General features: G+C 60.7%; 11 protein-coding genes. 5 read left to right on the plus strand and 6 right to left on the minus strand.

The window, feature by feature from the left end; translation table 11 throughout:
* The first annotated feature begins 8 nt into the window (after positions 1–8).
* The 4 genes from AB3X99_RS36860 to AB3X99_RS36875 all read left to right on the plus strand — a co-directional run bounded on the left by AB3X99_RS36860 (position 9) and on the right by AB3X99_RS36875 (position 3246).
* Positions 9–914 carry a LysR family transcriptional regulator gene (locus AB3X99_RS36860; protein WP_368619741.1) on the plus strand — a complete coding sequence of 302 codons (906 nt, stop codon included), beginning with the start codon at positions 9–11 and terminating at the stop codon, positions 912–914.
* A gap of 118 nt (positions 915–1032) precedes the next feature.
* Positions 1033–1719: an HAD-IA family hydrolase gene (locus tag AB3X99_RS36865; protein ID WP_368619742.1), complete on the plus strand. Its 687-nt coding sequence runs from the start codon at positions 1033–1035 to the stop codon at positions 1717–1719.
* Positions 1716–2852, plus strand: a complete 1137-nt coding sequence (locus AB3X99_RS36870) for a DSD1 family PLP-dependent enzyme (RefSeq protein ID WP_368619743.1) — start codon at positions 1716–1718, stop codon at positions 2850–2852. Before AB3X99_RS36865 ends, AB3X99_RS36870 begins: the two co-directional genes overlap by 4 nt.
* Entirely contained in the window at positions 2842–3246 is a 405-nt protein-coding gene (locus AB3X99_RS36875; protein WP_069267273.1) for a RidA family protein, read from the plus strand. Before AB3X99_RS36870 ends, AB3X99_RS36875 begins: the two co-directional genes overlap by 11 nt.
* A gap of 23 nt (positions 3247–3269) precedes the next feature.
* Here the strand turns inward: AB3X99_RS36875 and AB3X99_RS36880 are convergent, their stop codons facing one another.
* The 6 genes from AB3X99_RS36880 to AB3X99_RS36905 all read right to left on the minus strand — a co-directional run bounded on the left by AB3X99_RS36880 (position 3270) and on the right by AB3X99_RS36905 (position 10665).
* The gene (locus AB3X99_RS36880) at positions 3270–4826 is read right to left on the minus strand and encodes a methyl-accepting chemotaxis protein (RefSeq protein WP_368619744.1); all 1557 of its coding nucleotides are present in this window, start codon (positions 4824–4826) and stop codon (positions 3270–3272) included.
* Positions 4827–4922: 96 nt separating this feature from the next.
* Positions 4923–5540, minus strand: a complete 618-nt coding sequence (locus AB3X99_RS36885) for a hypothetical protein (protein WP_368619745.1) — start codon at positions 5538–5540, stop codon at positions 4923–4925.
* Between the two features lie 417 nt (positions 5541–5957).
* A complete protein-coding gene (yjfF, locus tag AB3X99_RS36890; protein WP_069267276.1) occupies positions 5958–7037 on the minus strand; it encodes a galactofuranose ABC transporter, permease protein YjfF in 1080 nt (359 codons plus the stop codon).
* On the minus strand, positions 7034–8074 hold the full coding sequence (locus AB3X99_RS36895; protein ID WP_368606101.1) for an ABC transporter permease: 1041 nt from the start codon (positions 8072–8074) through the stop codon (positions 7034–7036). The genes yjfF and AB3X99_RS36895 overlap by 4 nt, the downstream gene beginning before the upstream one ends.
* Positions 8071–9585, minus strand: coding sequence for a sugar ABC transporter ATP-binding protein (locus AB3X99_RS36900; protein WP_368606100.1), 1515 nt, complete (start codon positions 9583–9585; stop codon positions 8071–8073). Before AB3X99_RS36900 ends, AB3X99_RS36895 begins: the two co-directional genes overlap by 4 nt.
* Positions 9586–9696: 111 nt before the next feature.
* Complete coding sequence (locus AB3X99_RS36905) at positions 9697–10665, minus strand: ABC transporter substrate-binding protein (RefSeq protein ID WP_368619746.1); 969 nt, start codon at positions 10663–10665, stop codon at positions 9697–9699.
* An 851-nt stretch (positions 10666–11516) separates the two neighbouring features.
* On the opposite strand from AB3X99_RS36905, the gene AB3X99_RS36910 reads away from it, so the two are divergent.
* Complete coding sequence (locus AB3X99_RS36910; RefSeq protein WP_368619747.1) at positions 11517–12788, plus strand: sugar ABC transporter substrate-binding protein; 1272 nt, start codon at positions 11517–11519, stop codon at positions 12786–12788.
* Positions 12789–12877 lie beyond the last annotated feature (89 nt).

The following is a 12877-nucleotide window of genomic DNA, read 5'->3' on the forward strand; positions in this document are numbered from 1 at the left end:
AGACCAACATGAGCGATTCAAATGACATTCGCTTCCTGCTGACCATACAGGAAACCGGCAGCCTCGTTGCGGCAGCGAGAAAGCTTGGGCTGTCGCCGCCGGCGGTCACGCAGCGGTTGCAGCAGATCGAAAGAAAACTCGATATCCGCCTCGTCGACCGCAGCGCTCGCCGCTTACGGTTCACGGAAGAAGGAATGTTGCTGTGCCAACGCGGCGCACACCTGGTGACACAGTTCGACACGCTGTTCGAGGATTTGCGCGCACGCCGCGGTGGGCTCGTCGGCACCGTGAGAGTTCGCGCGCCACTGGGTTTCGGGCGGCGCTATCTCGCTTCCGTCGTGTCCCGCTTTCAGCAGGACAACCCCGACGTCGACATCGAGTTGACGCTCACCGATCAACCATTGACCGAGGCCGCCGACCGCTATGACATCGTGGTTCATATCGGCGATCTGCCTGCGTCGAATCTGATCGGCTATGCGATTGCGCCGAATGCACGCTTCGTGTGTGCATCCCCAGCGTTTCTGAAGCGCTTTCCGAACCCGGAAACCCCTGACGATCTGGCCGAACTGCCATGTATCGTGCTGCGAGAGAACAACGAAGACGCTTCGCTCTGGCAGTTCCGCAAGGGCCGCACGGCGCGCAGTATCCGCGTGTCGTCGAAGTTGAGCTGCAACGATGGCGAGGTGATTCGCCAATGGGCGTGTGAGGGCCGTGGCGTCATTCTCCGCTCGGAATGGGACGTTGCCGGCGATATCGCGAAAGGAAACCTCGTGCGGCTGCTCCCCGCATGGAAGGCGCCCGACGCCGATGTGATCGCACTCACCAACAATCGCGTCGGATTGCCCGCACGCACCCGGCAATTCATGCAGTATCTGCAGGCACATTTTCGCCCACAGCCGCCGTGGCGGAGCTAGCCGACACCTCGAAAGACATTCAATCTTTCTGAATGATTGATTTCGTGGGACTGAATTCCCGGCGCCTGATCGAACTCTATACTTGATGCCATGAACGAACCGCATGGAGGCCTCGCTCATGAGCAGTCCATCTTCAACGACCGGCTATCCGAAGGCGGTCCTCTTCGATCTTCTCACCGCGCTGCTCGACTCGTGGACGCTCTGGAACCGCTCCGCAGGCTCGGAGCAGGCGGGGCGTGCGTGGCGCGCCGAGTACCTACGTCTAACCTACGGTTGCGGGCGCTACGTCGCCTACGAACAGTTGGTAAAGCAGTCCGCGATGCACGTGGGCTTGCCCGAATCCTCCGCACTCGCGCTTGAGGCAGACTGGCTTCAACTGACACCGTGGAGCGGTGCCGTCGAGGCAGTGCAACAGCTTCAACCGCATTGCAAGATCGCCATCGTAACCAACTGCTCGATACGACTTGGCCGCCAGGCGGCAGGAATCTTTCCCGTCAAATGGGATGCCGTAATCACCGCCGAAGAAGCCGGCGCATACAAACCCGACCCGACGCCCTATCGCCTGGCGCTCGACGTGCTCGGCGTGACGCCTTCGGAGGCCGTCTTCGTCGCCGGCTCGAGCTACGACATGTTCGGCACCGCCTCGGTCGGCTTGCGGACTTATTGGCACAACAGGGTTGCCCTGCCCTTGGTAGAAGGTGCGCCGCCTCCCGAAATCGAGGCGCCGACACTGGAATCACTTGTGCCCTGGTGCAGCCGGTTCCGACATTTCGGCGCACAACAAGCTGCCCAACTGAAATCATGAAACTTGATCAACTCGATACCCCTGCAGCCCTGGTCGATATCCCGCGGATGAACAGGAATATTGCGCGCATGCAGTCGCGCCTGAACGCGCTCGGCGTGAAGTTTCGCCCGCACGTGAAAACGACCAAATGTAGGGAGGTGGTGCACGCGCAACTGGCAGCCGGCGCGAACGGCATCACGGTTTCGACGCTGAAGGAAGCGGAAGCGTTCTTTGCGGCTGGCGTGACCGATATTCTCTACGCGGTCAGTATCGTGCCGTCGAAGCTGCCAAGAGCGATGGCGCTCCGACAACGGGGCTGCGATCTGAAGCTGGTGGTGGACAACACGCGCGCAGCGGTAGAAGTCGCGAGGTATTGCGCCGGGCAGAAGGAAGCCTTCGAAGTCTGGATCGAGGTGGATACAGATGGGCATCGCTCAGGGATCGCGCCGGAGCAGGATGCGTTGCTGGAGGTCGGGCGCATCCTGCATGACAGCGGCGTCAAGCTCGGCGGCGTGATGACACACGCGGGCTCCAGCTACGAGCTTCACACGCCCGATGCGCTGTCTGCGCTCGCCGAACAGGAACGCGCAGGCTGTGTTCGCGCAGCGCAACGGCTGCGTGACGCGGGCCTCCCCTGTGACGCAGTGAGCGTCGGTTCGACACCCACCGCGTTGTCCGCCGAGAAACTGGATGGCGTATCCGAGGTGCGCGCGGGTGTTTACGTCTTTTTTGATCTCGTGATGCGCAACATCGGCGTATGCTCGACCGATGACATCGCTTTGAGCGTGCTCACGACGGTCATCGGCCATCAGCCGGAAAAAGAATGGGTGATCGTGGACGCAGGCTGGATGGCGATGAGCCGCGACCGCGGAACGTCGCGGCAGACGGAAGATTTCGGATATGGTCTGCCCTGTAGTCTCGATGGCACGCCTTTGACAGACTGGGCCTTAAGCGGTGCAAACCAGGAGCACGGGATTTTGTCGCCCGCTCATGAAACTCAGCAAACAACGAACCTGGCGACCCGCTTTCCGATCGGAACGAAGCTGCGTATCCTGCCCAATCATGCCTGCGCAACAGGCACGCAGTTCCCGGAGTATCACGCGCTATCCGCAGATGGCGAAACAACCGTATGGAGCCGCTTTCATGGCTGGTAACGAATCGGGCACGCGATTGCCGCGCACGGAAAACCCGGTGAACCTGCGTCCCCCGGGCGGCCACTATAGTCACGTGGCGATTGCAAACGGACTGGTCTTCGTGTCGGGTCAGTTGCCGATCGACGCGCAGGGCCAAAAGCTGACCGACGCGTCGTTCGAGGCGCAGGCCGAGCAGGTGCTGGCGAATCTCAAGGTTGCGCTAGAAGGCGCAGGCAGCAGCATCGCGCAACTGGTCCAGGTTCGCGTCTATCTCGACGATATCGAGCATTGGCCGAGTTTCAATCAGATCTACGCGGATTGGGCGAGCGAGGCGCGGCCGGCACGCACAATCGTGCCGACGGGACCACTCCACTTCGGCTTCAAGATCGAGATCGAAGCGACAGCAGTGCTATAAGGTTGCTTGTGCTCGCGGCAGAGTCACGACGTACCCGATGCGATCTTGAATTCCGAAACGACATTGTCGAGCAGCGCGGCCTGCTCCTTGAGCGACTGGGCTGCGGCTGCAGCCTGCTCGACGAGTGCCGCATTTTGCTGAGTCGTTGTGTCCATTTGCACGACCGCGCCACTCACCTGCTCGATGTCGTGATTCTGTTCCTGCGTAGCCCGGTGCAACTCAGCCATCAACCCGCTTACCGCTGAGACTGACGACACGACCTCGGTCATGATCGTGCCTGCCCTTTGCGCGAGCAGCGAACCTTGGTCGATCTTCCCGACCGTCGCATCGATCAACTGCTTGATCTCTTTTGCCGCCTGCGCACTTCGTTGAGCGAGACTTCGGACCTCACTCGCAACGACCGCAAAACCGCGCCCGAGTTCTCCAGCCCGTGCCGCCTCGACGGCGGCATTCAGCGCCAGAATGTTGGTCTGGAAGGCGATGCTCTCTATCAGGCCCACGATTTCGGCGACCTTGCTGGAATGCACCGATATGCCTTGCATCGTCCGGACGACTTCGTGAACCACCTCGCCGCCCGCAGATGCCGTTTGTGAAGCCGCCAAGGCCTGTCGACTCACGGTATCGGCAGTCTCCGCGTTCTTCTTGACGGCCCGCGTCAGCTGCGCCATGTTCGCGGCTGCAAGCTCGAGCGACGCTGCCTGTTGCTCGGTTCGCCGCGAAAGATCCGCGCTGCCGGAGGCAATCTCCTGTGCGCCGACGTTGATGGTTTCCGTGCCGCCGCGAACGCTCCGGACAGTTCGCACCAGCGCGTCCTGCATCGTCCTGACGTCCGCCATGAGCATTCCCATCTCGTTCCGATATTCAGCGAGCACATCACCCTGAAGATTGCCTGAGGCAATGCGCGCGAGATGTGTCTTGATTTCAGCGATAGGGCTCACCACAATTCTAACGAGGATCCGCCGAGCGCCTATTCCCACGGCAAGTGCGACCACCGCCGTTGCCGCAAGCATGGCGACCATCAAATGAAAGCGCGACTGCGCCTGCGCAAAACGTTGCCGTTGCAAGTCGACGACCGCGTTCTCGCGTTCCTTCATCGCGCTCTGATAAGACGCCACCGCATCCTGTGTCGCCTTCCCCTGGAGTTCCTTGAAGTGGCCGAAATCCATTTGGCCGAGCGCGTCAGCCGCGGGCAGGATCGCCTTGTCGAGGACCGACCGGCGGCGCTCTGCCAGCTGCTTCGCCGCATCGGAGTCCGCGCCCGATTGCAGTGAAAGATATTTCGAGAATTCTCGTTCGGAATCCTTTAGATCCTGTCGCGCGCCCGAGAGCAAGTCCGGCTCCGGGTCACCCAGACCATACAACGAAAGGTAGCTGTCGAGTGAAACGCGTGCGCGCTGAAGCAAGGCGTCACTGGTCTTCAGCGCGACCAGCGAACTGGTATCCACTTCATACATCGCTCGCAGCGCGTCGTTGTTCAGCTTCAGCGCCAGAATGCCCGCAGAGCTCGTCACAGCAAGGATGACGACAAACACCGAAATTACGCAGGTCAGCCCGCTTTTGATACTGAGCCCCTTGAGCATGTTTCCCCCCGATTCATGATGTGTCAAATCGACCTCTCCACACGGGCCGTGACGACCTTTTTATTAATATGAAAAGATTCCAACTGCAATAAACCACTACTCCGCCGAGTAGCGCGCGGTCCTCGTCAGAGACGCCAGACGTTCGACTGTGAAGCTGACCCGACGGCTGAGCGTTTGTCCCGCAGCAAGAACCGAAAGCCCGTGCAAGCCATCGCCGTCGCGGATGTAGCGGTGTTCCGATTGATCATTCATCACCTGGAACGAAAACGAATCGTCTTCCGGATATGCACAAAGGCGATAGCAGTCCGTGTTTCCCACGATCGCGAGAGAAAACTGTCGCGCCGGCCATTCGACCAGCGCCCTCCCTCCCCAGCCAGTGAACGCGTGGTCTACCGCCTTCGCCGGTAAAGGGTATGTCACCCCGAATTGCCACGCGAACGGAGCCGGAACGAGCCTGGGAGTCTTTCCGTTCTCTCGTGCAATCCAGATCCAGCCCGCCGGCGCGCTTATGCGGGTATCCGCGTCGCGCACCAGGGCCGGACTGACCTCGATTTCGCACGGTAGCGGCGTGTGTCCCGTATTCTCGAGTTCGACGGCGATTTCCAGTGTCGGCCCGTCAAGCTCATATGTCTGGACTGCCCTATAGCGCTCTGCGACTTCGGCTATCAAGCGGAGACATTTTTCTCCGGTCGAGTCGATTTTCCAGTCGCCCATAAGTGCAACATCGGCCAGCGGAACCCGCCGACTTGCGCCGATTGGCTGTGATCCTGACGACGTCGCCGCAGCCCGGATGTCCTGCGCCACGTTCTGAACCCAGATCGACGGTTGACACGATAGTCGACGGGGAGCAGTTCTATGCCCTCGCCGCTGCGCCTGTCGAAAGACGGGCGTCCACACGCCCCGGTCGTTCCACTCTAGTTGCGCAATCCCGCCGTGGCGCCCCGCCTCTACGTCGAGCCTCAGATAGGCATTCGAAAGCGTCGTCTGCCGATACGCCTTCCCGCCTGTGCCCTGCTCTGGCTCTCCAGGTTGCGCCGCCTTCCCGAAGCCTGGCTCTCGTAAATCCGTTTCCCGCAACTCGAGCATGTTCTCCCCTCTCGTTCGGCCAGACTGGATATCAACCTGAGACGTTCAGGTCGTCGTGACGAGATCACCGCGACCGCGCTTATCCCGCCCCCGCTGCCCACCGTGCGATGGCCCGGCCGAGGTCGACGCGAGATCTGTGCCGCCCTTGCGGCGTCGACCCGCGTGCCGCTCGATGATCCGCTGCAGCAGACAGAACACGCAGAGCAATGCGCCGATGACGATGCGCGTCCACCACGAACTCAACGTGCCGTCGAAGGTGATCAGCGTCTGGATGGTGCCGAGGATGCCGACGCCGAACAGCGAGCCAATTACGTAGCCGACCCCGCCGGTCAACAACGTTCCGCCGATCACCGTTGCAGCGATCGCATCGAGTTCCATCCCCTGTGCCTGCAGTCCGTACCCGGAAAGCACATACAACGTAAAGATCACCCCGCCCAGCGCCGAGCAGAAGCCGCTCAACGCATAGACAGCGATCTTCGTTCTTGCGACTGGCAAGCCCATAAGGAGCGCAGAGCGCTCATTGCCGCCAATTGCATAAACGTTGCGCCCGAAGCGCGTAAAGTGCGCGATGAAAATGGCGATCACGAGCGTCGCAATGCCAACCAGCGATCCGGCATTGAGGGAGCCGCCGCCGACCGGAATATTCAGAGACGCGACAGCATGGAACGTCGGCTCGTCGATCGTGATCGATTCCGTCGTGATCAGGAAGCATGCGCCGCGAGCCAGGAACATGCCCGCGAGCGTGATGATGAACGGCTGCAGGCGGAAGAAGTGAATCAGCGCTCCCATCGCCGCACCGTAGAGCGCGCCGAAAACCAGCACGATCGGCACGACGACCCAGATGGGCCAATGCAGCCACTGCGCGCCCACAGCGCACAGTATCGTGGTCAGGGCAACCACAGCGCCGACCGACAGGTCGATGCCTCCCGACAGGATCACGAACGTCATGCCAATCGCCACGACAAGCAGAAACGCGTTGTCAACGAACAGGCCCGTCAAAACCTGCATCGAAAAGAAGCCGGTGTACATGACAGAACCAAACCCGAACAGCGCGGCGAACAGCACGATCGTTGCGACGATGGGCAGGGTTCTCGGATCCGCCAGACGACCAGTCAGCTTTCTCATGATGGACTCGTTCCGGTGGATGCGCGTTCGCGCGCCGGGGAAAGAAGATGTTTCACCTGCCTGACAACCAGCGCACGCGCAACCTCCGACTGAATGACACTCACCGCGACCACGACAATCGCCTTGACAACGAGCGTTGCTTCCGGCGGCACACCGATCGAATAGGTCGTGTAGGTCAACGTCTGGATGATCAATGCGCCGAGCACCGTGCCGCCAAGACTGAAGCGGCCGCCAAGCAACGACGTCCCGCCGAGCGTCACGGCCAGAATCGCGTCGAGTTCGAGCAACAGACCCGCATTGTTTCCATCGGCACTCCGTACGTTCGAGCTGGCGATGATCCCGGCGAGCGCCGCCATCAACCCACAGATGACATACACGCCGAAGACGATCGCGCCGGAACGCAGCCCGACCAGCCGCGTTGCGACAGGATTGACGCCAATGGAGCGGACAAAGAGTCCGAGCGCGGTGCGGTTCACCAGAAGCGCGAGCGCGAGCGTCACGACGACCGCGATCCAGACCGAGCAGGGAACCATCGCCAGATATCCATCTCCCAGCCTGAGGTAGCCAGGTGCACCGATGGGAATAATCTGGCCGCCGGTCAGCAACTGTGCAACGCCCCGCCCTGCGACCATCAATATGAGTGTGGCGATGATCGGCTGCATCCCGACGAGCGCGACAAGCAGGCCGTTCCACATCCCGGCCAACAGTCCGACGGCAATCGCCGCCCCAAGCGCCATGCCAACGCGCGACGGATCCGCCTCGAGGATGATCGCGGCGGCCGCGCCCGCAATGGCTACCGTTGCTCCGACCGAGATGTCGATGCCTCGCGTCGCGATGACGAGCGTCATGCCGAGGGAGACCATCACGAGCGGCGCAGCACGATTGAGGATGTCGATCGGCGCACCGAAAAGATGACCGTCGAGGACTGTCACAGAGAGAAAGCTTGCGCGATGCGCCACGTCCAGAAGAATCAGCAAGACGAGTGTGATGGCGGGCCAGACCAATTGATGCCGCACCAGCGCGCGAACCGGTTTCATGACTCGCCTCCTGCGATGAGTTGATACACCTGATCCTCCGAGAGGCGATCGCCCGCGATCTCGGCGACCTTGCGACGGTCGCGCAGGACAGCAATCCTGTGACTGACGCGAACCACCTCGCTCATTTCGGAAGAGATAAAGAGAATTGCGAGGCCTTTCGCGCAAAGCGAACGCACACGGTCCATGATCTCGAACTTCGCGGCGACGTCGATACCGCGCGTTGGCTCATCCATAATCAACAGTTTCGGCTCGGTCGCGAGCCAGCGGGCGAGCAGCACCTTTTGCTGGTTTCCCCCCGAGAGCAGGCCGATGGGCTGCTCTGCGTCGCGTGCCTTGATCCCGAGTTGCGCGATGTATTCATCGGCCATTTTTCTTTGGCGGGCGTAACTCAGCATGCGCCACCATCCACGTCGTGCCTGCAACGCCAGAACAATGTTTTCCCGGATCGACAATGCCGCTACGATTCCTTCTTTTTTTCGATCCTCGGGGCAATAGGCAATGCCATGTCGCACAGCGTCACGCGGCGAAGTGAGCTTCGCGCGATGTCCGTCGATCAGCATCGTCCCAGTGTCCGGGCGTTCCGCGCCGAACACCAGCCGCGCTGTTTCGGTGCGGCCAGAACCGAGCAGTCCAGCAAGGCCGACGATCTGGCCTGGACACACGTCGAGATCGACGGGACTCATCAATCCACGCCGACCCACACCCTGCATGGAAAGAAAGGGGGTTGCCGCTGCATCCGGGTGTGGTCCGTCCGATGCGCCAGCCTTCATTGCCTCATTCATGCCTTCGCGGCCAGTCATCTTTGCGACCAGCACGTCGACGGGCAAGTCCTTTGCCAGGTACTCGCCTTCTCGTGCGCCATTACGCATGACGGTGATGCGATCCGACACGGCATAGGTCTGCTCGAGAAAGTGCGTCACGAACAGAATCGCCATTCCCGATTCCTTCAAGCGGCGCAGCACAGCGAAAAGCCGCGCGACTTCGCCGTCATCGAGACTTGACGTCGGCTCGTCGAGAATGAGCACGCTCGCGTCGACGGAGACGGCGCGCGCGATTGCCACCATCTGCTGGACCGCGATCGGGTAGGAATCCAGCGAGCGCGTGACGTCAATGTAAAGATCCAGAGCGGCCAGCGCGTCCCGCGCCTGCAGGTTGATCGCTTTCCAGTCGATTGCTCCGCGCTTCTTGGGGTGCCGCCCGGCGAAGATGTTCTCCGCCACGGAAAGGTTCGGGCAGAGGTTCACTTCCTGATAGAGCGTCTGGATGCCGGCGGCTTCGGCGTCCAGCGGCGCGGTGAAGCGAACCGGCTTCCCAGCGAGGCAGATTTCGCCGCGATCGTGTGCGAATACGCCCGTGAGCACGTTGATGAGCGTTGATTTGCCCGCGCCGTTCTGGCCCATCAACGTGTGAATCTCACCGGGAAACAGCCGAAAATCGACCTGCTGCAACGCCTTGACGCCCGGGAACGTCTTGTCGATGCCGGTCATTTCGAGTATGGGTAAAGGCTTCATGATGTTCGCGAGATCCGCGGACGGCCTCGGCAGTGGTGTCGGGGACGAGCCGGCGCGCTCAGGAGTGACGCTCCCGAGCGCGCCCGTCAGCGGCTAGATATGACGTGCAGATCAGTACTTTCGGCTCGGCATGACTTGCGCAGCGACATTCATCGGGAAGATGCCTTCGTCGGTCACGATGCGCCGCGGAATCTGCTTGCCGGCCACGATGTCCTTCACCGCGGCCATCAACTGAGGACCGAGCAACGGGCTGCATTCGACGTCCACGTTGATCTTCCCGTCCACCATGGCCTGGAAGCCACCCTTCGTCGCGTCGAAGGAAACGACCGTGACATCCTTGCCCGGTTTGATGCCTGCTTCTTCCATGGCCTGGATTGCTCCGAGCGCCATATCGTCGTTATGGGCATAGACCACGTTGATCTTTTTGCCGTACGTCTTCGCAAACGCTTCCATCACCTGCTTGCCGCCCGCAAGCGTGAAGTCACCGCTTTGCGACGCGATCACCTTGAACTTCGGATCGCTCTTGATCACTTCCATCAGGCCCGCATGACGATCGTTGGCTGGCGCGGAACCGACCGTCCCTTGCAGTTCTGCGATGTTGATGGGACCTGGCTCGTTCTTGTAACGCTCCTCGAGCCAGTGGCCTGCGCGCCGCCCCTCTTCCATGAAGTCGGAGCCGATCATCGTCACGTACAGCGAGGGATCCTTTACGTCGATCGCGCGATCGGTCAGGACGACCGGAATCTTTGCACGCTTCGCCTCTTCGAGCACCGGCTCCCAGCCGGATTCGACGACAGGCGAAAACGCGATAACGTCGACCTTCTGCGCGATGAACGAGCGGATCGCCCTGATCTGGTTTTCCTGCTTCTGCTGGGCGTCCGAGAACTTCAGGTTGACGCCGGCATCCTTGGCTGCCGCTTTCACCGACACGGTGTTTGCCGTGCGCCATGCACTTTCGGCGCCAACCTGGGAGAACCCAAGCGTAATCGGCTTGCCCTGTGCGAATGCGCTTGTCCCGGCAGCAATCGCGAACGCCGCCCCCACCATCGTACGTAGTGCGATCTTTCTGACCAGCTTCATTATTCTGTCTCCGATGTACGAGTTTCTAATTACTATTTTTCGCCACAGCCTGATGCTGTTCGAATCACCGATCGAATGGATGCTTTAGCCAAAACGCAAGTATTCCGCTCCCCTGTCTCGTTAGATTTGAATTTCCGGGCAATGCCGGCTAAGGCAAGAACGTCATCGACTCGGCCCCTTGCCTCGAGACAGCGCTCGATCAATGGGTTCGGCACAGTCTATGGAGAAGCCCGATAACCTTCCAATGAAAAATTCGCCTTCTCCGATACACGTTTTGGCATTGGTGTAAATACCTATCTGTGCCTTCGCGAATTGCCGCCGTGGGGGATCCAGTTCGCGGTGCGGTTCGGCAAAGGCCCCCATGGTCCCTCGCCGATGCGGGGGAGGCCGCCCGGCTTGCGCGGACGTGGTGTCTCGAGGAGTGAAGCGACACCGGCCTCGCTTCATTCAGCTCGATACGCTCGATTCGCAGTTGTCCCGAATTCGGCTCGTCTTGCCAACCTGATCTCCAGTGGATTTTGTCCTCGCGACTACAATAATTACATAGGGATACTTATGATCAGAATCGGGGTGATCTGTCGCGTGAGAAAGCGAAAGGCTGTGCGCGCGACGATCCCCGAACCACCCATCGAGCCGAAATCGCGCCCTGCCAGAGCACATAACCACGCTCTCGGTTCGACACAAAATTTTGCGCTGCACACAAAAACTGAGCAAAAAGTACAGAACTGCTGCCCCGTTTTGGCGTGGCTGGCGCGCCAGGCCGGTGCTAACTTACGCTCGCTATCTACCGGCACGCAAACTCCACCGGCCGATAACAAACCACTCGAACTAAAACCTTCCAGGAGACGGCAGTGAAAAGGTTCCACTATTCCGCACTGTGTGCGTTGCTGGGCGCGACCCTGCCTGTCGTGTCGGTCGCGCAGTCGTGCAATGTTCCTGTCATCAAGGTGCTCGCGCAGAAAAGTCTCGGCCTTACCGTGATGGAAAAATCCTTGCCGGACTACGAGAAAAAAACCGGAACGAAGATCGAGATCAGCTATTTTGGAGAGAACGACCGCCGTGCAAAATCGCGGCTCGACGCGTCGACCGGCGCCGGCTCATACCAGGTCTACTACGTGGATGAGGCGAATGTCTCCGAGTTCGCGACGGCGGGCTGGATCGTGCCCCTGCAGAAGTACTACCCCAAGGAAGCCGACTACAACGACTTCCTGCCCGGACGCCGCGCTGTCGCGAGCTATAAGGGCGTCGCGTATTTCGCGCCGCTCATCGGCGGTTCCGACTTCCTGTTTTATCGCCGGGATATTCTCGAAAAAGCGCATATGCCGGTGCCGCGCACGCTCGACGAACTGGTTGCCGACATCAAGAAACTCAACGCGCCGCCGAACCTGTACGGCTGGGTTGCGCGAGGCCAGCGCGGCTCCGGCATGAACGTCTGGCGCTGGGCGCCGTTCATGCTCGCCGAAGGCGGCACATGGACCGACAAGCAGCAGCAACCCGCATTCAATTCACCCTCTGCCGTCAAGGCCACGCAGCTTTACACGGACCTCTTCAAGTATGCGCCGCCGGGCTCCGCCACCTATGACTGGAGCAACGCACTCGAAGCATTCCGCTCTGGCAAGGTGGCGTTCATGATCGAGTCGACGCCGTTCGCCGACTGGATGGAAGACTCCACCAAGTCGAGTGTCGCCGACAAGGTCGGCTACGCGAGACCGCCCTCACCGCTGCCGTCCGCCGCTTACGGGCATGGTCTGGCCATTTCTGCAGTCGGCGCAAAGGACGAATGCGCCCGCCAGGCAGCCGGCAAGTTCATTGCGTGGGCAACGAGCAAGGAGCAGGAACAGGCGCGCCTGCGCGACAACGTGTTCAGCGACTACAACCGCACGAGCACAGTCGAAAGCGACTATTTCCAGAAGCATGTCAAACCGCAGATTCTCGCCGGGTTGAAGGATACGACGCCGGTGTCGAAGGTTACGTTCTGGCCGAGCCCCCAATGGCCGGATATCGGTGACAACCTTGGCGTGGCGCTCGAGGAGATCTTTACGGGCACCCAGAAGGACATTCAGGGCGCGCTCAACGATTCGACCCAGTACGCGGAAGATGCCATGGAGCATGCGCGCAAGTGAGGGGCACCGCGGGGACGCGCGCGAGGCGCGCGAATCCCTTCTGTGCAACGGAGCGGCGGCATGCGCTCCCGCGTATTCGAAGCTGGAGA

The organism is Paraburkholderia sp. BR10882, assembly GCF_040948855.1.
GTDB lineage: Bacteria > Pseudomonadota > Gammaproteobacteria > Burkholderiales > Burkholderiaceae > Paraburkholderia > Paraburkholderia nodosa_A.